This window comes from Georgenia sp. G2120, from assembly GCF_055326485.1.
The window spans coordinates 342,464-366,476 of the sequence record NZ_JBUZNL010000003.1 but is presented as its reverse complement, the minus strand read 5'-3'; the positions used below and the strand labels follow the sequence as shown (position 1 = coordinate 366,476).

The 24,013-nt window shown below is 72.5% G+C and carries 15 protein-coding genes and 1 riboswitch; of the genes, 3 read left to right on the top strand and 12 right to left on the bottom strand.

Going from position 1 to position 24,013, the window contains the following annotated elements:
• The 8 genes from ACZLMO_RS05610 to ACZLMO_RS05575 form a co-directional block, all read right to left on the bottom strand.
• Positions 1 to 2,830, bottom strand: a 2,830-nt coding sequence (locus ACZLMO_RS05610; RefSeq protein ID WP_463653108.1) for an ExeM/NucH family extracellular endonuclease, incomplete at its 3' end; no start/stop codon positions are given.
• A gap of 318 nt (positions 2,831 to 3,148) precedes the next feature.
• Positions 3,149 to 9,709, bottom strand: a complete 6,561-nt coding sequence (gene pulA / locus ACZLMO_RS05605; RefSeq protein ID WP_463653107.1) for a pullulanase-type alpha-1,6-glucosidase — start codon at positions 9,707 to 9,709, stop codon at positions 3,149 to 3,151.
• Positions 9,710 to 9,987: 278 nt separating this feature from the next.
• Positions 9,988 to 10,758, bottom strand: a complete 771-nt coding sequence (locus ACZLMO_RS05600; RefSeq protein WP_425715425.1) for a hypothetical protein — start codon at positions 10,756 to 10,758, stop codon at positions 9,988 to 9,990.
• Positions 10,759 to 10,787: 29 nt separating this feature from the next.
• Positions 10,788 to 11,093, bottom strand: a complete 306-nt coding sequence (locus ACZLMO_RS05595; RefSeq protein WP_425715424.1) for a hypothetical protein — start codon at positions 11,091 to 11,093, stop codon at positions 10,788 to 10,790.
• Between the two features lie 28 nt (positions 11,094 to 11,121).
• Positions 11,122 to 11,835, bottom strand: coding sequence for a hypothetical protein (locus ACZLMO_RS05590; RefSeq protein WP_425715422.1), 714 nt, complete (start codon positions 11,833 to 11,835; stop codon positions 11,122 to 11,124).
• A 301-nt stretch (positions 11,836 to 12,136) separates the two neighbouring features.
• Positions 12,137 to 13,126: a malate dehydrogenase gene (locus ACZLMO_RS05585; RefSeq protein WP_425715421.1), complete on the bottom strand. Its 990-nt coding sequence runs from the start codon at positions 13,124 to 13,126 to the stop codon at positions 12,137 to 12,139.
• Between the two features lie 93 nt (positions 13,127 to 13,219).
• Positions 13,220 to 14,701: a hemolysin family protein gene (locus tag ACZLMO_RS05580; protein WP_425715419.1), complete on the bottom strand. Its 1,482-nt coding sequence runs from the start codon at positions 14,699 to 14,701 to the stop codon at positions 13,220 to 13,222.
• Between the two features lie 111 nt (positions 14,702 to 14,812).
• A complete protein-coding gene (locus tag ACZLMO_RS05575) occupies positions 14,813 to 15,079 on the bottom strand; it encodes a hypothetical protein (RefSeq protein WP_425715418.1) in 267 nt (88 codons plus the stop codon).
• Positions 15,080 to 15,101: 22 nt separating this feature from the next.
• Here ACZLMO_RS05575 and ACZLMO_RS05570 point away from each other — a divergent pair, with 22 nt between their 5' ends.
• Positions 15,102 to 16,397, top strand: a complete 1,296-nt coding sequence (locus tag ACZLMO_RS05570; RefSeq protein ID WP_425715417.1) for an FAD-dependent oxidoreductase — start codon at positions 15,102 to 15,104, stop codon at positions 16,395 to 16,397.
• Positions 16,398 to 16,601: 204 nt separating this feature from the next.
• Here ACZLMO_RS05570 and purH read toward each other — a convergent pair whose 3' ends face one another.
• The gene (gene purH, locus ACZLMO_RS05565) at positions 16,602 to 18,344 is read right to left on the bottom strand and encodes a bifunctional phosphoribosylaminoimidazolecarboxamide formyltransferase/IMP cyclohydrolase (RefSeq protein ID WP_463653118.1); all 1,743 of its coding nucleotides are present in this window, start codon (positions 18,342 to 18,344) and stop codon (positions 16,602 to 16,604) included.
• 144 nt (positions 18,345 to 18,488) lie between these two features.
• Positions 18,489 to 18,577, bottom strand: a riboswitch (ZMP/ZTP riboswitch).
• A 4-nt stretch (positions 18,578 to 18,581) separates the two neighbouring features.
• A complete protein-coding gene (gene purN, locus ACZLMO_RS05560; protein ID WP_425713502.1) occupies positions 18,582 to 19,205 on the bottom strand; it encodes a phosphoribosylglycinamide formyltransferase in 624 nt (207 codons plus the stop codon).
• 40 nt (positions 19,206 to 19,245) lie between these two features.
• Here purN and ACZLMO_RS05555 point away from each other — a divergent pair, with 40 nt between their 5' ends.
• Together ACZLMO_RS05555 and ACZLMO_RS05550 are read left to right on the top strand one after the other, a co-directional pair.
• The gene (locus ACZLMO_RS05555) at positions 19,246 to 19,881 is read left to right on the top strand and encodes a hypothetical protein (RefSeq protein ID WP_425713503.1); all 636 of its coding nucleotides are present in this window, start codon (positions 19,246 to 19,248) and stop codon (positions 19,879 to 19,881) included.
• Between the two features lie 122 nt (positions 19,882 to 20,003).
• Positions 20,004 to 21,182, top strand: coding sequence for a cystathionine gamma-synthase (locus ACZLMO_RS05550; RefSeq protein WP_425713504.1), 1,179 nt, complete (start codon positions 20,004 to 20,006; stop codon positions 21,180 to 21,182).
• A gap of 86 nt (positions 21,183 to 21,268) precedes the next feature.
• Here ACZLMO_RS05550 and ACZLMO_RS05545 read toward each other — a convergent pair whose 3' ends face one another.
• Both ACZLMO_RS05545 and sucD read right to left on the bottom strand, forming a co-directional pair.
• Entirely contained in the window at positions 21,269 to 22,936 is a 1,668-nt protein-coding gene (locus ACZLMO_RS05545; protein WP_425713505.1) for a cell division protein PerM, read from the bottom strand.
• A gap of 136 nt (positions 22,937 to 23,072) precedes the next feature.
• A complete protein-coding gene (gene sucD, locus ACZLMO_RS05540) occupies positions 23,073 to 23,999 on the bottom strand; it encodes a succinate--CoA ligase subunit alpha (RefSeq protein WP_425713506.1) in 927 nt (308 codons plus the stop codon).
• Positions 24,000 to 24,013 lie beyond the last annotated feature (14 nt).

Sequence of the window (24,013 nt, the reverse complement as noted above, 5' to 3'; positions counted from 1 at the left end):
ACCCACGACCCGGGGTCGGGGGAACCGGCTCGGGGTCGGGGTCCGGCGTCGTGCTGTCGTCGAAGGTGTGGCTCCACTCGGTGGTGGCGTCCTCGGCCAGCTCGTACCCGTCGGCGGCGCGCGCCGTGACGGTCACGGTCCCCTCGCCGGGGTGCGTGCCCGCCTCGACGACCTCGTCGCCGACCAGGTACTCCACGCCCTCGACCGCCGGGACCGTGAAGGTGTCCGCGTCGGTCCCGTCCGCGTCCGTGAACACCACGTCCTCAGGAGTCACCACGACCGGCTCCTCCGGCTCCTCGCCACCGGAGACCGGGATGTCGAGACCGACGATGCCCGGGTTGTGGTCGGAGGACCGGAACGGCGAGACCTCGTGGAAGTTCGTCACGTTGTAGTTGTGCCGGCTGTACTCGAGCGCGAGCGGCTCGTTGGCGTTGATCTCCCAGATCGCGGAGCCGGTGAACAGCTCCAGCGCGGCCTCGTTGGCGAGGATGTGGTCGAGCGACCCGTCCATGCCGTCGAAGTTGTAGCTGTGGGCGCCGGAACGCTCGAACTCGGTGAGGTTGGTGTAGCCGGCGCCGTAGAGGATCTGCATGGGGTCCTCGGCGGTGTAGGCGTTGAAGTCACCGGCGTGGAGGACGGGCTGCTCAGCGCCCCAGTTCTCCTCGGTGAACTCGACGAGCGCCTCGGCCTGGGCGATGCGGTCCGGGTTGGCGTTGCCCTGCCCGGTGCCGTCGTCCGTGCCGGAGCCCTTGGACTTGAAGTGGTTCGCGGTGACGACGAAGGTCGTCTCCGAGAGCTCCTCGTCCGCGCCGACGGCGGCGAACTCCTGGGCCAGCGGCTCGCGCGCGTTGCCGAACGCGGGGCTGTCCGTGAGGATCACCGAGTCGCCGACGGGCGAGATCGTGTCGATCCGGTAGATGAAGGCCGTGCGGATGACGTCCTCGTCCGCGGGCAGCTCGGCGGGCGACTCGACGTAGCCCCACGTGCCGGCGCCGGCGTCCTCGTTGAGGGCCTCGGTCAGCGTGGCGAGGGCCGCGTCGCGGTCCTGGCCGAACTCGGCCGAGTTCTCGATCTCCTCGAGCGCGACCACGTCGGCGTCGAGGGTGTTGATCGCCTCGACGATCTTCTCCTCCTGGCGGGCGAACGCCTCGCTCGACCAGGCGCCGCGGACGTCGCACCAGTCGGCGGTCGTCGGGTTGCCTTCGCGGTCGGGGTAGAACTCGCAGCCCTCCTCGTCCTCGCCGAGGGTGGAGAAGTAGTTGAGGACGTTGAACGAGGCGACCTGGATGTTGCCGCCGACCTCTGCGGGTGCGGCGTGCTCCGCGCGGTCGTTCTCGAACGAGACCCACTCGGTGTAGTTCTCGCCGGTCGCACGCGTCGTGGGCTGGAAGCTCCACGCGCTGTCCCCGTTCTGGACACGACGGAAGTCAACGACGACGGGCGAGCTGATCGTGGCCGACGCCCCGGTCCGCAGCGGCGCCTCCGGCGTGACGTACGGCAGCGGGATCTCGTGGTCCTCGAAGTTGAAGTTGATGAGGTTGAAGCTCGAGCCGTCGTTGAGCACGACGCCGCGGGCGGCGTTGTCGGCCTCGGCCGCGGCGACGCCCTCGGGGTCGGTGACCGGGTTCGCGACGTCGGTCGGGGTGACGAGCGGGCTGTCGCCGGTGGCGAGCCCGACCTCGCCGTACTGGAGCGTCCAGTACGTGTTCGAGACGGTGAACTCGTCGGTCGGGAGCATGAGCATCGACTCGTAGAGCTCGCGCTCGGCGTCCGTCTCGGGCCACGCGGCCTCGACCGGCTCGACGGCGGCGAACTCCTCCTCGAGCGGCGTGACGGTCGGGCCCGAGATCTGCGTGAGCCCGAAGTACTCGCCGGCCTCGCCGGAGACCTCGACGAAGTCACCGATCTCGACGTCTCCCACGACGTCGGGTCCGTAGACGAAGATGCCCGACGACGCGGTGTGCTCCGTCAGGTCGCCGCCCGTGCCCTCGGTCTGGATCGTGAAGCCGTTGAAGCCGCCGGTCGGGTAGACGGCGGTGACGACGCCGCGAGTGGTGACGGACTGGCCCGCGAGCGGGGTCGCGTCGCCCTCGCCCTGGATCTCCTCGATCGTCACGGGCTCGCCGGGCTCGGGGTCCGGGTCGGGGTCCGGATCGCCGCCGCCCTCGATCTCGGGGGTCGGGGCGGCCATCGTGAAGTCGGTCGAGTTGTCGTCCGAGTCGGCGAACCCGTCGCGCTGCCAGGACAGCGGAGTGCTGTTGTTTCCCTCGGAGGCGGCCGCGGCTGTCTCGAAGGTCGTGGCGGTGCCGGTGCCGACGAGGTCGACGATCGCGCCGTCGAGGTCACCGGTGGCCACGGTGCCCTGCGGGAGAGTGACGTTGTCCGTGCCGTCGACCAGCACGACGACCCCGTTGGTCCCGCCCGGGTTGAACGAGCCCCCAGCGTCCTGGTCGGCCAGCGCGGAGATGTCCTCACCGTTGCCGCCGTTCGAGGCACCGGAGACGACGAAGTGCTCACCGGGCTCGATGGTGCCCTCGAGGGCGACGTTGTTGTTCGTCGCGCCGCTACCGGTCGCGGACCGGTACTGCAGCGACATCCCGGACAGGTCGATCGGCTCGTCCGTCGGGTTGTACAGCTCGACGAACTTCTGCTGGTACGGCGCGTTCGCGGACCCGCCGCGCGCGTAGTACTCGGTGATGACGACGGCCGAGTCGTCGGGTGCGGCGGCGGCCGGCAGGGCGGCCACGGGGACGACCACGGAGGTCAGGCCGAGAGCGACGACGGCGCCCAGCCCCACCCCCCGTCGTCCGGTGGTGGGGCGATCAGTCACGTCGCGCAGCTCCTCGGTGGTGTGCGGTCGGCGGCACCGGTCCGGTGCCGCGCGCGGTCATGGTGACACGCGGCACCGACGCCGGGACCGCTCGCACGGACCCGCCCACCAACGGTCATCCCGCGTTCAGCGGGCCGTCACCCGGACAGCGGTCCTGCCCGCTACGCGGTCACTGCCCGTAGACGCTCAGCGTCTCGTCGATGGAGGCCGCGGAGTCGCCGTCGGCCGGCTCGTCGTCACCGCTGCAGGCCGCCACCCCGAGTGCGAGGAGCGCGGGCGTCGCGAGAGCGGGCGTGCCCGCCGGGACCTTCGGCCCGGTCAGGACGGCCGACGACGCACCCCCAGCGTGTCCGTCCCGTCGCCGTCCCAGTCGCCGACGAGCACCTCGTCGTCCGCGCGTCCGTAGGTGAGGTCGAGGTCGGCCCAGCCGTCGGTGAACGAGTTGCGCAGGAGGTACCGGTTGCCTCGGCGGACCGCGAGCGTGTCGTGACCGTCGCCGTCCCAGTCGCCCACGAGCACGACGTCACCGTCGCGTCCGTAGGTGAACTCCTGGGACGCCCACCCGCCAGCGAGGGAGTCGTCGAGGAAGTAGCGGCTCCCCCGGCGTACGCCGAGGGTGTCCGCTCCGTCGGCGTCCCAGTCCCCCACGAGCACCGGATCGCTCGCCCGGCCGTAGTCGAGCGTGACGTCCGCCGGGCCGCTGGTCAGAGAGTTGCGCAGGTGGAACCGGTTGCCGCGGCGGACGGCGAAGGTGTCCACACCGTCGCCGTCCCAGTCGCCGACGAGCACCTCGTCCCCGCGGTGCCCGTAGACCAGCACGACGTCGGCCGAGCCGGCGGCGTGCCGGTTGCGCAGGAAGAACGTCGCGTTGTCGCGCACGCCGACGGTGTCGGTGCCGTCGCCGTCCCAGTCGCCCACGACGACCTGGGCCGACGGGACGCCGAAGCGGAAGATGTGGTCGGGCGAGTCGTCCCAGCCGTTGTCGAGGAAGAACCCGTGGGTCGGGGCCGGCTCGACGGGCGGCTCGGCGTCCTGCTCCGCCACGAGGACGGCGACGGTGCGCGCCGGGATCGTCACCGTGCCGGTGGCCGCGTCCCACGTGGTGCCGCGGACCACCTCGTCGTCGCCGTTCGCCTGGACCTCGTGGAGGGCGAGCTCGACACCGGCCAGTCCGTCGACGGCCTCGGTGATCGGCTCGGGCGAGGCGTTGAAGACCGTGACGAGCCGGTCGAGATCCGGGTCGACGTCACGTCCCGTCGTGTCGTCCACCGACATGACGAGCAGACCGGGGGTGGCGTCCGCTCCCCCGTTGGGGAAGGTGACCATCTCCTGGATCGCATCGGCGTCCCCGAGGCGGAACAGCTCGGTCGATGTCCGCAGCCGCATCAGGTCGAGCGACTGCTCGTGCGCGGCCGCGATGTCCGCCGGCTCGGGGGTGAGCGCCGGATTCTCCAGCAGCGGCGTGAGCAGGTCCCAGTGGGCGCCGTTCTTCTCCTCCGGCGGCAGGCCGACCCCGAAGTTGTTCGACTGCCCGGACCAGTCGACCGCGTTGAAGTGATCGCCGGAGTTGTAGCTGTCCCGGTCCATCGACTTCGATCGGAGCAGGTCGGTGCCTGCGTGCCAGAACGCCGGGGACTGCCCGAGCGCGACCGTGGCGAGGGACAGGGTGTTCATCCGGACCCGGTCAGCCATCGACGTGTCGGTGGGCAGGCGCCAGATGCCGAGGTCGTAGAGCGTCTCGTTGTCGTGCGCGTCGACGTAGTTGACGGACTCCGACGGCGAGGAGGCGTACCCGGCGGGCGCCCCGTTGTAGTCGAGCTCGTCGCCGCGCTGCTCGGACCCGGTGCTCGTGACGAACGTGTAGTCCGCCAGGTTGCCCGCCATGCCGAGCCGGACGAGGTCCGTGCGGTGGAGAAGGTCGGCGCGCTGCTCCTCGGGTGTCGCCGTCGAGACGCCGTTGGGGTCGGTGAACAGTCCGGTGCCGAAGCCCTGGTTCTCCCGCTTGTCCTCGTCGAACGGGCCGCCGCCGTGGACGGCGTCGCGCAGCCGGTCGTTGAAGGCGCCGATGTCGGTGCCGTCGAGCTGGCCCTGCGTGGCCTGCTCGAACCGGGCGTTGTCCGTCACCTCGCCGAAGTTCCAGCCCTCGCCGTAGATGTACATCTCGGACCCGTCGACGCCGTCGTCCTCGAGGGTGAGCTCGTCGAGCGCGGCCCGGACGGCCTCCATGTTCTCCCGGCTGTGGTGGCCCATGAGGTCGAACCGGAACCCGTCGACCCGGTACTCCCGCGCCCACGTGACGACCGAGTCGACCATCAGCTGCTCCGCCATCGCATGCTCGGTGGCGATGTTCTGGCAGCAGGTCGAGGTCTCCACCTGCCCCGTCAGCGAGAGCCGGTGGTAGTAGCCGGGCACGACCCGGTCGAGCACGGACTGCTCGGACTGGCCCGACGCGGCCGTGTGGTTGAAGACCTGGTCGAGGACCACCTGGTAGCCGGAGCGGTGCAGCCCGCCGACCATCTCGCGGTACTCGACCACGCGGTCGCCGCCGTCCTGGTTCCCGTCGGACGCGTAGGAGCCCTCCGGGACGGAGTAGTGCAGCGGGTCGTAGCCCCAGTTGAAGGCGTCCTGGTCGGCCACCGCGCTCACCGCGGCCTGCTGCTCGGTGGACGCCGGTCCGGCGTCGGGGATCTCCGGGACGACCTGCTCCGCCCGGTCCTCCTCGATCGTGGCGATGTCGAAGGTGGGCAGGAGGTGGATGGTGTTCATCCCGGCGTCGGCGAGCTCCTCGAGGTGCTCGACCCCGTCGGTGCCCTCGAGCGCGAACGCGCCGTACGTGCCGCGCAGCTCCTCGGGGACCGTCTCGTCGGAGATGGAGAAGTCGCGCACGTGCAGCTCGTAGATCGACCGGTCGACGAAGTCCTCGATCACGGGGGCCTCGCTGTCCGTCCAGACCTCGGGGGCCAGCGCGGGGTCGTCGAGGTCGAGCAGCACCGAGTGCGTGCTGTTCGTCGTCAGTGCGAGGGAGTAGGGGTCGGTGACGACGTTGTGCTCGACCTGCCCGGTCGACGGGACGAACACCTCGACGTCGTAGCGGTAGGCGCGGCCCAGCCAGTCGGCGCTGCCCGCGGCGGACCACGTGCCGTCCTCGTCCCGGGTCATCTCGACCTCGGTGGGCTCACCGGTGCCGGCGGCGTCGTCGAAGAGCTGGAGGGTGACGGTGCGGGCGGTGGGCGCCCAGATCGCGAGGTGCGGGACCCCGCCCTCGACGACCGGGCCGAGCGCGGTCTGCCTCGCGCCGTCGGCGTAGAGGTCGTCGAGCACCCCGGGGACCTGCACGCCGGTGGCCGCCTCGACCGTGTCTCCGGTGCGGGTGACGAGGAGCTGGCCGCGCAGGGCCTCCTCGAAGACTGCGCGGTCCGCCTCGTCGACGCTCAGGGCCGACATGCCGGCGAGGTGCGGCCAGGTCGCGGCCTGCTCGTCGGTGGGACCGGCCGTGTCGTAGCTCAGGGTGATCGAGCCGTCAGCCCCGGTCACGGCCCCGTCGACGACGGCCATGCCGCCGTCGGCCGCGTGATGGAGGGTGTAGGTCGATCCGGTCGGGTCGTCACCGGCGAGGTCGGTGGGCCACAGGATGGTCCCCCGGTCGACCCAGTGGGCCAGCGTCTGGCCGGTGCCCGGCACCGCCGGGTTCTCCACCGAGATGTCGAGCACGTGGGTGGCGAGGTCGTAGGAGAAGGTGACCTCCTCGCCGTCGGAGGAGACGACGAACGGGTAGTTCGCGCCGTCGAGCTCGCCGCCGACCCCGTAGTTCTCGGCCCAGGAACGGCCGTGCGCGGCCTTGACCTCGTGGCTGCCCACGGGGATCTCGGTGGTGGTGAAGGTGTAGACGCCGTCGCCGTCCGCGTCCCACATGAGCGAGGCGAGGCAGTCGGGCGCCCAGTCGGAGCCGCAGCCGAGCGCCGGCTGGAACGATCCGGGAAGGGTGACGAGCGGCCCCTCGGCGGTGCTCGTGAACAGGTGGGTGGCGGGGTCGTAGACGAAGGTGATCTCGCCGCCGTCGTGGCTGTAGCTGACGTTGTCTCCGCCGGGGACGCCGCCGGCGCCGTAGTTGACGTCCCAGCTGTCGCCGATCGCAATCTTGTACTCGTAGTCGCCGGCGGGGAGATCGAAGGTGCCGACGTAGAGGCCGGAGGCCTCGTCGAGGGTGAGCGCGGAGTCGGCGCAGCCGGGCTGCCAGTCACCGGGGCAGCCCATGGCGGCCTGGTGGGAGCCGGGGACGGTGACGATCTCGCCGTCGCCCGGGCCGTCGTCCGCCGGCGTGCCGGAGAGGTCGTATCCGACGACGCCGAAGGTCGAGCCCGCGAACGAGGCACCGTCGGCGTCGGTCGCCACGGCGCGGTACTCGACGACGGTGCCCGCGGCGAGTCCCTCGACGTCGTGGAAGACGCGCGGGGTGTCGTCCTCGGCGACGCCGAGCGGCTGCCAGTCGGTCTCGCCGGCGACCCGGTAGGCGAACGAGGTCTCGAGGTAGTGGTTGTCCGGGACGTCGGCGGAGATCGGTGCCAGGGTCGGCGTGTTGCCGGACCCGGCGAGCTCGGTGCCGCCGGGGAACATCTCGAGGGTGCCGTCGCCCACCGGTGCGACGGTGGTGTCGGCGACCCACGCGAGGGCCGTGAGCGGCGGGACCTCGATCGTCACCTGAGCGCCGTCGGCGGTGAGGGCGGCGCCGTCGCCGAGGATCGGGGTGTAGGTCGCGTCGCGGCTGAGCGTGTCGAGGGTGACGGTCTGCGGCGTCGTCAGGTTGTTGACGGCCACGAGGTGCTCGACGGGGTCCGCGCGATCGACGCGGCTGAAGGCGTACACGCCGCCGCCCGACTCGGCGTAGAGCTCGACCTGGGCGCCGGTGACGAGGGCGGGGTGGTCCTCGCGGAGCTGCGCGAGCTCGGCGATGTGGGTGTAGAGCGGGGCGCCGGTGTCGAAGAGGTCGCGGGAGCCGACCTGCTCCCCGGTGAGGAGGGTCTGGTCGGTGTACTCGGCGGTCCGGGAGGCGAAGAGCGACTGCCGGGCGCCCTTGTCGTTGCCGGTCCCGACGAACCCTTGCTCGTCGCCGTAGTAGACGACCGGCTGACCGCGCGTGAGGTACATGAGGGAGTGGCCGAGCTCGGAGCGGGCGAGCTCGTCGCCGCGCCCCTGGAGGAGGTAGCCGACGCGCCCCATGTCGTGGTTGCCGAGGAAGGTCGGCAGGGAGGTCGAGGTCGAGTGCGGGGTCGTGTAGTAGTCGTCGGACGCGAAGAGACCCGCGAGGCCCTGGGCGGTGTAGCCGCTCGCATAGTTGAGGGCCGAGGACTGGTAAGCGAAGTCGAGCACCGAGGTCATGTCGGTGTCCCGCACGTACGGGGACGTGAGCGTCGCGTCGGCGTCGAAGACCTCGCCGAACGTGAAGAAGTCGGGGTTCGTAGCCTCGGCGTGAAGGTCGAGGGCGGCGGTGAACTCCTCCCAGAACTCGACGTTGACGTGCTTGACGGTGTCGATGCGGAACCCGTCGATGCCGAGGTCCATCCAGGTCGTGTAGATGTCGATGAACTCGGCGACCACGCGCGGGTCCTCGGTCATCACGTCGTCGAGGTTCTCGAAGTCGCCGAAGGTGACGGACTCGCCCTCCCAGGTCGAGCTGCCGCGGTGGTGGTAGACGGTGGGATCGTTGAACAGCTCGGGGACCATGTCGACGGCGCCGTCGTTGCGCACGGGCGTGTAGGGGAACGACGTGGCCGGGTCGAGCTCGGGGAAGTCGGGCGAGCCGGCGAGCGCGGAGACGTCGACGGCGGTGCCGGCCGCGTCCGTGTAGGGGTAGGTCGCGATGTCCCGGTAGGCGTACTCCCCCTCGGCGAACGAGAAGTTGTCGGCCGTGTGGTTGGTGATGATGTCGAAGTAGACGTCGATGCCGCGGGCGTGAGCGTCGTCGATGAAGGCCTCGAGCTCGGCGTTCGTGCCCAGGTGCGGGTCGATCTGCGTGAAGTCGGTGATCCAGTAGCCGTGGTACCCCGCGGAGGCGTCCTCGCCCTCGCCCTGGACGGGGCGGTTGACGAACGACGGCGTGAGCCAGATCGCGGTCGTGCCCAGGCCCTCGATGTAGTCGAGCTGCTCGCTCAGGCCGGCGATGTCGCCGCCCTGGTAGAAGCCTCGGTTCGTCGGGTCGAAGCCGTGGTCGAGCCGGTCGCCCGCGATCCCGCCGGTGTCGTTCGACGGGTCGCCGTTCTCGAACCGGTCGGTGAGGACGAAGTAGAAGCTCTCCCCCGCTCCCGCGTCGCGATAGGGCTCGGCGACGAGCGCGTCATCGGTGGACTCGTCGTACTCGCCCGGGAGGTCGGGCAGATCGATGGCGAGGGTGCCGGCGGCGTCGTCGACCCGGAAGGTGACCGTGGTGGGCGCGGCGAGGGTGATCGAGTAGTTGTCCTCGCCGTCGCCGATCGCGCCGTCCCAGACACCGTCGAGCGCGGCCTTGAACTGCCAGGTGCCCGCCGGGACCTCGGCGGTGAGCTCGTAGACACCCTCGACGTCGGTGCCCGTCAGTGTGGTCTCCGCACAGGCGGTGTCCCAGTCGGCGGCGCAGCCGAGTTCGGTCTGGAGGTCGCCTGCAAGGACGACCTGGCGGTCGCTCGCGTCGGGCGCGGGTACCGCGGGAGTGTCCGGCGCGGGAAGCGGCGCCGCGGGGCTCGGCGCCGCGGGCAGTGCCGTCCCGGCGGCGGGCGAGGCCTGTACCGCGCCGGCCGACGTCGCGGCGGCGAGCGTTCCGCCGGCCGCGAGGCCGGAGCCCAGCAGAGCGACCGCCGAGAGGACGGCGAGGGTGGACGTGACTGGGCGAGGTCGGGTGACGCTCATGGACCGGTGACTCCTTCGTCGGGCGCGGCGGTGCGCTGGCGCCTACCCAACCAGGCTGCAAGTCATCCTGCAAGAGGTGCTGCAATTTTCCGCACGCGATTTCAGACGGCCCCGCTCACTGGTCGAGAGTGCGGTTCGGGGCCCTCGGACGCCCTGCCGGGAGACCGATCGGCGAGGCTCGGCGCGCCGTCGACGGATGCCTCGCCGCGCACGACGACGGGGCCACCACCCGAAGGTGGCGGCCCCGTGAGGTCCGGTCCCGTGCCGGACCGGACGCGTCAGTTGATCGCGATGTGCGGCGGCCACGTGCCGCTGTCAAGGTTGGCGTGATTGCCGATGGGATCGTTGAGCATCCTCTGGAGCTCACCGAGAGCATCGACGGTGATGCCATCAAGTTCGGCCATGACATCGTCCCACTTGCCCGGGAGGGTGACCAGCGCGGTGATGGACGCGATCAACGCACTGACAGCCGCAACGATTCCCAGCGCGAGGAGACCTGCGGTGAGGCCGGTCGCAAGGCATGCCGCGATGAGTCCCGCTATGGATCCGATGACCCCGACGACCCCACCAACGAGCTGGCCGATGAACTCGAAAGCTTCTCGCCAGTAGTTTTCCAGGTGCTGCGCCATGTCTTCGAGCTGATCATGGATCGCATAGGCGATCTCGGGCAGAGCGGTACCGACTGCTGCGTGCTGCTGCCCCGCCACCGTCGAATAGACGTCCCCGTTGTCGTCCCATGAGTCGAGCGAGGGAAGATTGGTCCCCGTCGGGCTGATGCTCGTGGCATGACCGCCCATGTCATCGCCCCAGGTCTGCCAGTCCAGTGCGACCTCTCGGATGAGTTCCGCATCGCCCAGACGATCGATGAGCTCCTCGACATATTCGATGAGCACCTCGGCGTCCTCACGGAGAGGATCGATCGTCGGGTCCACAAGATATCGGAGGAAGCCTGGGCAGCTGTTCTGCACCTCGGTGCAGTCGGCAAGGAGCTGCTCGATCTCGAGTAGCGCCTCGCCTCCGTCGCTGATGATCGAGTCCTTGAGCGACATGTCTTGGTGTCCCTTCTATCGTGCTGCGCTCAGACGCGCGAGAAATCGATCTCGGACTGGTAGTCGGTGTCCTCGTAGATGTCGGCCGCTCGCCGCAGCACGCTGGCGACGGCGGTGAAGGCTGTCGGCCCGTCGCCCGCGAGCGTGTCGACCGTCGATCGGACCGCCTCGTACGCCTCCTTCACGCCGAGCTCGATCGCAGCACCTGGAAGTGCACCTTCCGGCATCGTGAGGTCGTCGACCTGGTTCGCGGTGGGGGTGAAGGTATCGGTCGAGAACGCCTCCCAGTGCGAGGCGTCCGTGCGAAGGTCGTCGGTGTCGACCCTGACGTTCATTCCATTGCTCCGATCGTTGGTGAGAGTGTCAGCGGTTCTGCGCGCGCGTGATGAGTTCGGTGGTTGCCGGGAAGTCCTGCGCGAGTCGTCGGTTCATCTCGTCGAGACGAGCGGCGGCGGCGTCGACGATCTCGAGCAGGGCGCGCGCGAGAGGCTCTGCCCGTCGACGCGTCCAGATCTCCCCGATCGACAAACTGACAGGAGAGCCGTGACGTGAGACGACCGCCAAGTTTTTCTCTGAGTTCGCATCCTCGAACTCGGTCGAGTACATCTCCATCAGGCGGTCGCGGTAGAGCTCACGCTCCTCCCGTGCCCGACGCGCAAGCTCGATCATGCGTTTCGCCTGTTCGAGCTGGTCGCCGCGGTTCGGTTCTGTCCCGATACCGCTATCCGGCTGCGCACCGGTGCTGCGACGGGCGGCATCCCTAGCACCGCCGGCGGTCCCGTTGCGCCGCGCCTCCAGCCGTGCGCGAACCTCATCCGCGATCGGGGTGACCTGCGGAATCCGTCGTCCTCCGGCCGACACAGGCTCGTCCCCCTCAGCCGGTACACGCGCCATCTGAGCGGCACCGTATGCCTCCATCAGCGCTGCAGCCAGCTCCTCCGGGGTCAGCTCGGACGCCCAACCGCCGTCGATCTCCACGTAGGCGATCCGCCCGGCCTCGTCCACACCAATCTGTGCGAACTGCCCCTCGTCGACACCGAATGAGAGCTCCGGCCCGGCATGGTTGTCCTCGGTCATGCGACTCCTTCTGGATGGTCGAGGTAATTGATCGGCAAAGATCCGCCACGCAGGTCGAGATGGGGCGTTCCGGCAAGTAAAACGCCTGCTTGAAGAACGGATGATCCAGGCCACGGGGAGTTGTCCCCTCGGGGTCGATCGACGCCTGATCCTTCGACGAGCGAAGAGGGGCGGTCGACCCACGACGACGGGGCCGCCACCCGAAGGTGGCGGCCCCGTGAGGTCCGCTCCGGCGTCGTGCCGGATCTTCCGCCAGCACATCGGCCGGGCAACCGCCGGCTCATCGGCCGACGGAACCCCGTCAGATCAGCCCGAGCGCCGCAACCGCGTCGCGCTCCTCGACCAGCTCGGCAGCCGTCGCGTCCATCCGCCCGCGCGAGAACTCGTCGATCTCGAGCCCCTCGACGACCCTCCACTCCCCGTTCTCCGAGGTCACGGGGAACGAGTAGACGACGCCCTCGGGCACGCCGTAGTGCGAGCCGTCGGAGTAGATCGCGGCCGAGGTCCACGAGCCCGTCACACCGTTGACCCAGTCGTGCACGTGGTCGATCGCGGCCGACGCGGCCGAGGCCGCCGACGACGCACCGCGCGCCTCGATGATCGCGGCGCCGCGCTTGGCCACGGTCGGGATGAAGTCGTTCTCCACCCACTCGCGGTCGGCGAGCAGGTCGGTCGCCGGCGCCCCGGCGATCGTCGTCTGCGTGAGGTCCGGGTACTGGGTCGAGGAGTGGTTGCCCCAGATGGTCAGCCGGTCGATGTCGCTGACGGCGGCGCCGGTCTTGGCGGCGAGCTGGCTGACGGCCCGGTTGTGGTCGAGCCGCGTCATCGCGGTGAATCGCGAGGCCGGCACGTCGGGCGCGTTCTTCGCGGCGATGAGGGCGTTGGTGTTGGCCGGGTTCCCGACGACGAGGACCCGGATGTCGTCCGCGGCCCCCGCGTTGATCGCCTTGCCCTGCGGGCCGAAGATCCCGCCGTTGGCGGCGAGCAGGTCGCCGCGCTCCATGCCGGCGCCGCGCGGACGCGCGCCCACGAGCAGGCCGACGTTGGCGCCGTCGAACGCCTTCGTCGGGTCGTCGAAGATGTCGACCCCGGCCATCAGCGGGAACGCGCCGTCGGCCAGCTCCATCGCCGTGCCCTCGGCGGCCGTGACGGCCTGCGGGATCTCCAGCAGGCGCAGGCGCACGGGGGTGTCGGGGCCGAGCAGCTGGCCCGAGGCGATGCGGAACAGGAGGGCGTAGCCGATCTGGCCGGCGGCGCCCGTGACGGTGACGTTCACGGGGGTGGCGGACATGCAGGACTCCTTCGTCGGGGTACGTGGACGTGGTCGGTGGGGTGCGAGCCGGTCGGATCGCGACCGGCCCGTCGAGCCCCGCACCACCCCAGGCTAGTGCGCCCCGGTACCGCCCGCGCCGGATCGTCCCTCGCCGCTCTCGATCCGGCCGTCGACGGCAAGCGGGTCCTCGCCCCGCTCCGCCGCGTTCCGGAGCTCGACCTGGGGGCCGGACGGCCCCCTGGGGGTTCCCGCCTCCTTCGGCCCGTCGGCGCCGATCTCGTCCGCACCGACGGCGAGATCGCGTCCGCCGTCGTCGACCGGGTCGCGCTCGGCCCGGGTGACGGTCACGCGGTCGACCCGGCGGCCGTCGAGCGTGCGGACCGTGAGGGTCGCGTCGCCCCAGGCCACGGTGTCGCCCTCGGCGGGCAGGCGGCCGAGCTCGGACATGATGTAGCCGGCGAGCGTGTCGTAGGGCCCGTCGGGCAGCTCGACCTCGAAGAGCCGCTGGATCTCCGCGCGGCTGAGCAGCCCGGAGACGTCGTCCGCACCGGCGCCCTCGACGACCTCGGGCTCCTCCCGGTCGTACTCGTCGTGGATCTCGCCGACGAACTCCTCGACGACGTCCTCCATCGTCACGATGCCGTCGGTACCGCCGTACTCGTCGACGATGACGGCGAAGTGCGCGTGCGTGCGGCGCATCTCGGTGAGCGTGGACAGGACCGCCTTGCCCGTGGGGAAGTAGAGGGTCTCGCGCACGAGGTCGCGGACGAACCGGATCTCCGGCCCGGGGTTGATGAAGTCGCGGACGTGGACGAAGCCGAGGATGTCGTCGTCGTTCTCGCCCCGGACGGGGTAGCGCGAGTGCTCCATCGCGCCGACGGTGGCGCGGGCCTCGTCGATCGTCGTGTCGGCGTCGAGGAACTCGACCTCGGTGCGCGGCGTCATCACCTCCTGGACGGACCGCTCCCCCACGGCCAGCAGGTCGGCGACGATCTGCCGCTCCTCGTCCCCGAGTCCCTCGTGACCGACGACGATCTGGCGCAGCTCCTCCGCGTCCATCTCCTCGGCGCGGGCGTGCGGGTCGCGGCCGAGCAGGCGCAGCACGAGGTTCGTCGAGACGTCGAGCAACCAGATGACCGGGCGCAGCACGAGGGCGATGAGGTTGAGCGGGCGGGCCACCACCATCGAGAACTTCTCGGCCCCCTGCATGGCGAGACGCTTGGGCACCATCTCGCCGAAGACGAGGGACATGTAGGACACGATGAGGGTGATCCCGATGAACGAGACCGTCCCGGCGGCGCTCTCGGACAGACCCCAGTCCACGAGGTACGGGGAGACGTAGGGGGCGATCGTCGACGCGCCGTAGGACGCCGAGAAGAAGCCGGCCAGCGTGACGCCGACCTGCACGGCGGACAGGAAGGTGTTCGGGTTCTCCGTCAGCCTGGCGACGGTCGCGCCGCTGCCGCCCTTCTGGGCCATCGACCGGACCTGCGACTCGCGCAGGGAGACGAGCGCGAACTCCGAGGCCGCGAACACACCGCCGATGAGGACGAAGACGAGAACGAGCAAGGAGTCCTGCAGTAACGGGTGCACCCGTCCATTATCAGGTCGGGGGCCCGGGAGCGACACGTGCCCGCGTGTGGCACTGCGCTCGTGCTGGGCACCGCTCCCGCGCCGGGCGGCGCGCTCCCGCGGGCGGGCCGGTCAGACCGCGACGGCCTCGCCCCAGGGCGCGAGGAACGCGAGGACCGCCGCCGCGCCGAGCAGTGTGACCAGGTCGATCGCGAGCGCCCGTCCGCCGATGATCTCCCGTGCCCCGAAGGCGGCCCGGACCACCGCGACCACGACGAGCATCCCGGCGAGCAGGTAGCAGGCCGTGGGGACGTCGACGACGACACCCACGAGCACGACGACGACGAGCCACCCGAGGATCGCGAGCCCCGGCAGCACGGGTGCGCGGTTGGTCGTCACGCGGCGAGGCTACCGTGGCCGGATGCAGGCTCCCGGCTCCCCCTCCGACGACGACGCCACCCCCGAGACCGCCGTCGACGTGCTCGTGGTCGGTGGTGGCGTGGCCGGCCTGAGGACCGCCGCCGCGCTGCGCGAGGGCGGGTTCGACGGGTCAATGCTGCTGGTCGGGGCCGAGGACCGCGCGCCGTACGACCGCACGACCCTCTCGACGCACCTGCTGACCCAGGACGCTCCGCCGGCCCTTGCCGACGCCGGGCTCGGCGACCTCGCCGCGCTGGACGTCGACCACCGGCTCGCGAGGGTCACCTCGGTCAGCGACCTCGGCGAGGAGGCCGCGATCACCCTCGACGACGGCGCCGTCATGAGGGCGAGGACCGTCGTCGCGGCCTCCGGGGCGCGGGCGGTCGACCCGCCGTGGCCCGGTGCGCGCGTGCTCCGGTCGGCGGCGGACGCGGCCGCGTTGCGCGAGGCGTTGGCCCCCGGTGCGCGGCTCGTCGTCGTCGGGGCGGGGTGGATAGGAGCGGAGGTGGCCGGGTCGGCGGCCGCGGCGGGCGTCGACGTGACCGTGGTCGAGGCCGGCGCGCAGCCGCTCGGACGGGCGCCGGGGGTCCTCGGCGCGCACGTGCGCGCGTGGTTCGACGCGGCCGGGGTCGGGCTCGTCACGGGCGCGGCGGTCAGGGACGTCACTGGATCGGCCGACGACGGGGCCGCGCGATCGCACCCGTCCGTGCGGCCCGCCGGACGGACCGTCAGGCTCGCGGACGGCCGCGAGCTGCAGGCCGACACCGTGCTCGCCGCCCTCGGCGCCGCGCCGGAGACGGGCTGGCTCTCCGGCGTCGCGGAGCTCACCGGCTCCGGGCACGTCCTCGTGGACGCGACCGGCCGCGCGATCGGTGGGCCGGCCTGGCTGCGGGCGGTCGGCGACGTCGCGGCCACCGCTCTCCCCGACGGCTCCGTCGAGCCGGGCGCCCACTGGAAGGGCGCCCTCCACCATCCCGCGGCCGTCGCCGCGGGACTGCTCGGTCTCGAGCCGCCGCCCCGCCCGGCGTCGTACGTGTTCTCCGAGATGTTCGGCCACGACGTGGCGGTGCTCGGCGCGCCCGCGGGCGAGCCCGCGGTCGTCCGGTCCGACGACGCCGGCACCACCTGGCTGTGGACCGATGCGGCCGGCCGGCTCACCGGGGCCGCGACGGCGGACCACCCGCGCGACGTCCCGCCGCTGCGGCGGTCCCTCGCCGGCGACGCCCGTCCGATGCTCGATCTGGAGGTCGCCGCCGACCCGGCCCGCCGCCTCCGCGACGCGATCGCCCGCCCCTGACCCCTCCGTCGTCGAGATTGCGGTTGGTGCCCATCGAGGTTGCGGTTGGTGCACGCCGAGATTGCGGTTGGGAGCCACGATTGCTCGAGAGTGCGGGTCAGGCGGTCCTCCCGCCACCTGAACCGCACTCTCGACGAACTCAACCTCGACGAACCGCAATCTCGGCGACGACGAACCGCAATCTCGACGAGGGGACGTGCGTCGTCAGTGGGCGAAGTGGCGCGTGCCCGTGAGGTACATCGTCACGCCGGCGGCCTGGGCGGCCGCAGTCACCTCGTCGTCACGGATCGAGCCGCCCGGGTGGACCACCGCACGGACGCCGGCGTCGATGAGCACCTGCAGTCCGTCGGCGAACGGGAAGAACGCGTCCGACGCCGCGACCGAGCCGCGCGCACGCTCGGGCGTCGCCCCGGCCGCACCGTCCTCCGCACCGGCCTGCGCACCACCGGCGGACTCGACGTCGGAGCTCACCTCGACCCCGAGCGTGTTCGCCCGCTCGACCGCGAGACGGCACGAGTCGACGCGGTTGACCTGCCCCATGCCCACGCCGACCGTCGCGCCGGCGTCGGCGAGCAGCACGGCGTTCGATCGCACGGCCCGCACGGAGCGCCACGCGAACTCGAGGTCGGCAAGGGTCGCCTCGTCGGCGGGCTCCCCGGACACGTGGGTCCACCCCTCGATCGAGTCGCCGGGCGCGTCCACGGCGTCGCGGGCCTGGACGAGCGCCCCGCCGGTGATCGGCCGGATCTCGGTGCCGCCGCGCGGTTCGGGCGTCACGGTGAGCACGCGCAGGTTCTTGCGCCGGGCGAGCAGCTCGCGCGCCGCCTCCTCGACCTCGGTCGCCACGAGCACCTCGGTGAACACGCCCGCCATCGCCTCGGCCATCGCCGCGGTCACGGGCCGGTTCGCCGCGATGACGCCGCCGTAGGCGGAAACCGGGTCACAGGCGTGCGCGGCACGGTAGGCGGCCTCGACGCTCTCGCCGACCGCGATCCCGCACGGGTTGGCGTGCTTGATGATCGCCACGGCGGGCCGCTCGTGGTCGAGCGCGGCGCGCAGGGCGGCGTCGGCGTCGACGTAGTTGTTGTAGCTCATCGCCTTGCCCTGGAGCTGGGTGGCGCCGGCGATCCCGCCCTCGACGCCGGCGGCCGCGTAGAGCGCGGCCGCCTGGTGCGGGTTCTCGCCGTAGCGCAGGGTGGCGCGCCGCTCGAGACCGAGCCCGACGTAGGCGGGGGCCTGCGCGGCGGGGGCGTCGGCCTCGTACCCGGAGGTGGCCGTCTCGGCGTCGGCGGCCTGCTCGGCGAACCAGGTGGCCACGGCGGCGTCGTAGGCGGCGGTGTGGGCGAACGCCACGGCGGCGAGGGCGCGCCGCTCGGCGAACGTGAAGCCGCCCTCGGCGAGCGCCCGGGTCACCTCGCCGTACCGGTCCGGGTCGACCACGACCGCGACCGACGGGTGGTTCTTCGCCGCGGCCCGCACCATCGTGGGGCCCCCGATGTCGATCTGCTCCACGGCGTCGTCGTACCCGGCGCCGGAGGCGACGGTCTGCGCGAACGGGTAGAGGTTGACGACCACGAGGTCGAACGGCTCGATCCCCAGCTCGTCGAGCTGCTCGCGGTGGTCGGCGAGCCGCCGGTCCGCCAGCACGCCGGCGTGGACGTTGGGGTGGAGGGTCTTCACGCGCCCGTCGAGGCACTCGGGGAATCCCGTGACCTGCTCGACCGGGGTGACGGGGATGCCGGCCTCGGCGATGCGGGCAGCGGTCGACCCGGTCGAGACGATCTCGACGCCCGCCTCCGCCAGCGCCCCCGCGAGCTCGACCAGCCCGGTCTTGTCGTACACGGAGACCAGCGCGCGGCGCACGGCGTGGCGGTCGGCGGCGGCGCGGGTCGTGCGCTCGGGCCCGGCGCCGGGGGCGGTGTCCGCGGTCGGGGTCGCGTCGGCCACGGGACTGTCGGCTACGGGGCCGGCGGCTACGGGGCCATCGGCAGCGGGTCCGGCGGTTGCGGTGCCTGCAGCGGCGTCGGGGGTCGGCTGGGCGTTCACGGGGTCCTCCTCTTCTCGGCGGTCCCGGGCGCGGTGCGCACCCGGCCCCGGCGCCCAGGCGAGCGGCGCGGTGAGGGGTTCGTCGGCCGCTCCCCGGTGGTCACCCACCTCGTTCGCCAGTCGCGGCCGTCCCCGAGTCTACGCGGGCGGGACCGCCCCGTGCCGGGGGGTCGGCAGGCTGAGATCGCTGCGCGCGAGACGCGTGAGGACGTCGACGAGCATGGCCCGCTCCTCGACCTTGATCCGCTCGTGGAGGGTCTCCTCGGTATCGCCGTCCTCGATCCGGACGGCCCGCTGGTCGACGATCGGGCCGGTGTCCACCCCGGCGTCGACCACGTGGCACGTGCACCCGGTGACGCGCACGCCGTGGGCGAGGGCGTCGCGGACCCCGTGGGCGCCGGGGAAGGACGGCAGCAGCGCGGGGTGGGTGTTGAGGACGGGCCGCGCGCCGAGCACGGCGGGGCCGAGGATCTTCATGAAGCCTGCGCTCACGACGACGTCCGGCTCGTACGCGGCGATCTCGCCGGCGAGGTGGGCGTCCCAGGCGGCGCGGTCCGGGTGGTCACGGAGGGGGGCCACGAAGGTCGGGATCCCCGCGCGCCGAGCCCGCTCCTCGCCGAGCGTCCCGGTCCGGTCCGTCCCCACGCCGACGACGACGAACGGCGCGCCCGGTGCGGCGGCGTCGAGGACGGCCTGCAGGAGGGTCCCGGAGCCGGAGACGAGCACGAGGAGGCGGAGCGGGCGCGGGGGTGCGGAGGTCACGACGTCCAACGGTAGACGCCCGGCGGGTGACAATGACCGGGTGACGACGCCATCGAACGGACGGCAGCCCGCCCCGACGACGGACCCGGCGCCGCCGCGGAGCTCCGAGGAGGAGCGCGCGCACGAGCTCGGCCGGTGGTCGACGGCGGCCAGCGTGCTCGTCATCGGCAGCGCGCTGGGCACCCTGGTCGTCACCCGCTTCCCCGCGACGATCGGGCTGGGCGTGCTCGCGCTCCTCGGCGTGGCGGCGGCCGTGTACGCCCGCCGGTTCCGGGAGCCGAGGAGCGGTACGGACGCGCGGTCGAACCCGGCGGGCGCGCCGGCGGGCCGGACGACGGACCCCCGGGGCGGTGCCGGCGTCCCGGGAACGGGCGTGCCCGGCGTGCTGCCGCCGAGGCGGGGCGGGAGCAGCCCTCCCGGCAGGGGCACGAGCGAGGACGGCGGGTCGTCGGAGCGTCCCGCGGGTCCGACCCTCGCCCAGCGCCGCGAGCGCTCGCTCACGGTCACCGTCGTCATCGGCTCGATCATCGCCGCCCTCCACCTGGTCCCGGCGTTCGCCTGGAACATGCAGATGGAGAACCAGGAGTGCCTCGACGGCGCCGTGACGAACCAGGGCCGCGACGCCTGCGCGAACGAGCTCGACGACCAGCTGCGGGGCCTCCTCCCGACCGGTTGACCGGGGCCGACGCCCGCTCGCGTCGGCCCGCGTCGAGCCCTCCGTCAAGTCCCCGTCCCACGTCCCGGACACCGCGAGGCACGCGCACCGGTCCCCCGGCTCGCACCGTTAGCGTCGGGAGCATGACGCAGCCGAGCACACGCACCATCCACGCAGGTCAGTCCCCCGACGAGGCGACGGGGGCCGTGAGCAGACCGCTCCACCTCTCCTCGACCTTCCGGCACGACTCCGTCGGCGTGCTGCGGGCCGGCTTCGAGTACACCCGCACGGGCAACCCGACCCGGTCCGCGCTGCAGGACACGCTCGCCGAGCTCGAGGGCGGGCGGTCGGCACTGACGTTCGCGAGCGGGATGGCCGCCGAGGACGCCGTGCTGCGCGCGCTGACCGGGCCGGGCGCCCACGTGCTCCTCGGGGACGACGCGTACGCCGGCACCCACCGGCTGCTCGAGTCGACCTACGGCGCCTGGGGCGTCACGCTCGCCACCGTGGACCTCACGGACGTCGACGCGGTCCGCGCCTCCGTGACCGCGCAGGCGCCGACCGTCGTGTGGGTCGAGACGCCGAGCAACCCGCTGCTGCGGATCGTCGACGTCGCCGCCGTCGCCGAGATCGCCCACGCGGTCGGGGCCGTGGTCGTCGTCGACAACACGTTCGCCACGCCCTACCTGCAGCAGCCGATCACCCTCGGCGCGGACCTCGTCCTGCACTCGCTGACGAAGTACCTCGGCGGGCACTCCGACGTCGTCGGCGGCGCGGTGGTCCTGGCCGACGACCGGTGGCGAGAGTCGCTCGCCGACCTGCAGAACGACACCGGGACGGGCCTGGCCCCGTTCGACTCCTGGCTCGTCAGCCGCGGGATCAAGACCCTCGCGGTGCGCATGGACCGGCACTGTACGAACGCCGCCAGGGTGGCTGACGCCCTGACGGCCCACGACCTCGTCACCGAGGTCGCCTACCCCGGCCTCGCCACGCACCCGGGGCACGACGTCGCCGCCCGCCAGATGAGCGGCTTCGGCGGCATGGTCTCGGTCCGCCTGCGCGACGCCGAGACCGCGCGTACCTTCGTCGAGTCCACCGAGCTGTTCACCCTCGCCGAGTCGCTCGGCGGGGTCGAGTCCCTCATCGAGCACCCCGCGACCATGACCCACCTCGCCGCCGTCGGCACGCCGCTGCAGGTGCCCGACGACCTCGTGCGCATCTCGGTGGGCATCGAGGATGCCGGGGACCTCGTCGACGACCTCCACGCCGCGCTCGACCTCGCGCGCAGCGCCACCGGGACGCGGGTCACCGGCCGCGCCTGATCAGGTCCCCGGGCCTGACGAAGGGCCCGTACCGGGCGAGACAGGTCCGGACCGACGACGACGCCGGCACGCGAGGGGCGCCCGGGTCAGCCGGCGGTGCCGCTCGCGGTCGCGCCGTGCCCGTACGCGCGGCGCGTCGGCGTCGCGCTGGCCATCGACCCGGTGGCCGACCAGCGGCCGGAGCGGGACGCGTTCCCCTGGGCCGCCGACGCTGTGCGGGTGGCGGTCGCGCCGGAGCCCGTGCCCGTGCGCGTGCCGCTCTTCGCGCTACCCGCTCCCGTCGAGCCGGCGGCAGTGCCCGCGCCCGTGCCGCCCTTTGCACTGCCCGCGCCCTTCGCACCGCTCGTTGCCGTGCCACCCGTTGTCCCGGTCGCGCCCGACTCTCCTGCCGCACCAGCGCGCGCACCACCGCCACTCGCGCCTCCACCGGGCGTGTCGTCGCCCGACGCGGCGGTGCCAGGCCTCGAACCGCGCGTGTCGTCGTCGGAGGGTGTGTCGTCGTCGGGCGCCTCGTCCGTGGTCCCGTCGGTGCGCTCGAGGCGCTCCCGGACCGAGCCCACTCCCCCGGCCAGCGCGGTGCGGGTGCGGGGGTGGAGGAGGGTGGCGACGAGGACGGCGCCGAGCGCGACCTCCCCGGTGACGAGGCCGGCGAGGACGAGGGCGTCCGGCCCGAGGTCCGCCATGCGACCCGAGCCGATGGCGCCGGCCGACACGAGGCCCGCCAGCAGCGTCGCGACGCCGACGAGGAGGGCAGCACCGAGCGCGGAGGCGACGGCGTCGAGCAGGCGGTGCGCGTGCCCGGGACGGCACATCCACCAGGCCCCGACCGCACCGGCGAGGACGACGAGCAGGGTGGGCCAGATCCCCAGCGGGGACGGGGACTCCGGCAGGGCTCCGAGCAGCGGGATCGCCGGGACCGCGCCCAGCTCGACGCCCCCGTGGCCGACCGCCGTCCCGGTGCCCACGGCGAACCCGGGCCCGGCGACGTAGGCGAACGCCCACACGCCGAGTGTCGGAAGGTAGGCGAGCTGGCCGAGGACGAGGACGGTTCCGCCGACGATCCCGGCGTCGTAGCTCTCGTGCAGGGCGAGGACCCGGTCCGCGTGCAGCGCGATCGCGGCGACGGCGGCGGCGAGCCCGACGACGACGAGCACGGCCAGCGTGGCACCCGCCCCGCGCAGCGCCCGCACACCGACGAGTCCCGCACGGTGGGTGAACCGGTCGCTCGGGGCGCCGGCCGCGTCGTCCTCGATGAGGTCCCGGGTCCGCGCGCCGGTCCGCCACCAGGACCAGGCGCAGCCCGCGGCCGCGACGACGGCGGACCCGACGGCGAGCCGCACGTGGTCGACCGCGAACGGCGAGAGCAGGCTGACGAGCTGGACGAGCACGACGTACCCGAGCGCGACCACCACGTGCGCACCGCCGCGGAGGACGTGCCGGCGGGCGGTGCCCATGACGAGGGCGGCGAGCACGGCACTGAGCCCGAGCGGGACGAGGGAGAGCGAGCCGGCCGGGGCGCCGTGGCCGAGCAACCAGGCGGCGGAACCGATGCCGAGCCCGGACTGCCACGTGCTGTCCCCGAGCGCCGGCGAGGCGGCGGTGGCGACGTACGCGGCGATCGCGGGGACCACGCAGACGAGCCAGCCGAGCAGCGCGGCCTCGAGCGCGGCGACGAGCGCGCGCAGCCAGCCCTCGGGCAGGAGCGAGGCGCGGGCGGCACCGGTCGCCTCGGGTCGGGTCGTCGTGGCGGTCATCGGAGCCATGGTCGCGCCGATCGCCCCCGGCGAGCGGGAGCCACGCCCAGGTGTCGGCGCTCACCACGGCGCGACCCCGCAGACGACGCACGCCCCCGACGACCACGGAGGTCGCCGGGGGCGTGCGTCGGAAAGGTCAGGCCTTCGCCGCGAGGATCTCCTTCGCGAGGTTTGCCGTCTCGGTGGGGGTCTTGCCCACGCGGACGCCGGCGGCCTCGAGGGCCTCCTTCTTGGCGGACGCGGTGCCGGCGGAGCCGGAGACGATCGCGCCGGCGTGGCCCATCGTCTTGCCCTCGGGGGCGGTGAAGCCCGCGACGTAGCCGACGACCGGCTTGGTGACGTTCTCCTTGATGAAGGCCGCCGCGCGCTCCTCGGCGTCGCCGCCGATCTCGCCGATCATGACGATGAGGTCGGTGTCCGGGTCGGCCTCGAACTCGCGGAGCGCGTCGATGTGGGTGGTGCCGATGACCGGGTCGCCGCCGATGCCGATGGCGGTGGAGAAGCCGATGTCGGACAGCTCGTACATCATCTGGTAGGTCAGCGTGCCGGACTTCGAGACCAGGCCGATGCGGCCGGGGCCTGTGATGTCCGGGGGCGTGATGCCGACGTTGGACTGGCCGGGCGTGATGATGCCGGGGCAGTTCGGGCCGATGAGGCGCACGCCCTTGGACTGGGCGTAGGTGAAGAACTCCGCCGAGTCCTTGACCGGGATGCCCTCGGTGATGATGACGACCAGCTCGACGCCGGCGTCGACGGCCTCGACGACGGCGCCCTTGGCGAACTTCGGCGGGACGAAGATGATCGACACGTTCGCGCCGGTGGCCTCCTTGGCCTCGGCGACCGTGCCGAACACGGGGACGGAGACGGCCCCGCCGGTGCGCTCCTCGGCGCCCGGGCCGACCGGCGTCACGTCGAAGTCGACGGTCGTGCCCGCCTTGCGGGGGTTGGTCCCGCCGACGACGTTCGTGCCGGCGGCGAGCATGCGGCCGGTGTGCTTGGTGCCCTCGGAGCCCGTGATGCCCTGGACGATGACCTTGGACTCGCGGTTGAGAAAGATCGACATGTGTGGGTCCCGTT

Bases quoted from the DNA above. Each gene is read 5' to 3' on its own strand.
- sucD (WP_425713506.1), bottom strand. From the start codon at position 23,999: ATGTCGATCTTTCTCAACCGCGAGTCCAAGGTCATCGTCCAGGGCATC.
- ACZLMO_RS05585 (WP_425715421.1), bottom strand. From the start codon at position 13,126: ATGTCCGCCACCCCCGTGAACGTCACCGTCACGGGCGCCGCCGGCCAG.
- ACZLMO_RS05570 (WP_425715417.1), top strand. From the start codon at position 15,102: ATGCAGGCTCCCGGCTCCCCCTCCGACGACGACGCCACCCCCGAGACC.
- ACZLMO_RS05600 (WP_425715425.1), bottom strand. From the start codon at position 10,758: ATGTCGCTCAAGGACTCGATCATCAGCGACGGAGGCGAGGCGCTACTC.
- pulA (WP_463653107.1), bottom strand. From the start codon at position 9,709: ATGAGCGTCACCCGACCTCGCCCAGTCACGTCCACCCTCGCCGTCCTC.
- ACZLMO_RS05590 (WP_425715422.1), bottom strand. From the start codon at position 11,835: ATGACCGAGGACAACCATGCCGGGCCGGAGCTCTCATTCGGTGTCGAC.
- ACZLMO_RS05550 (WP_425713504.1), top strand. From the start codon at position 20,004: ATGACGCAGCCGAGCACACGCACCATCCACGCAGGTCAGTCCCCCGAC.
- ACZLMO_RS05545 (WP_425713505.1), bottom strand. From the start codon at position 22,936: ATGACCGCCACGACGACCCGACCCGAGGCGACCGGTGCCGCCCGCGCC.
- ACZLMO_RS05595 (WP_425715424.1), bottom strand. From the start codon at position 11,093: ATGAACGTCAGGGTCGACACCGACGACCTTCGCACGGACGCCTCGCAC.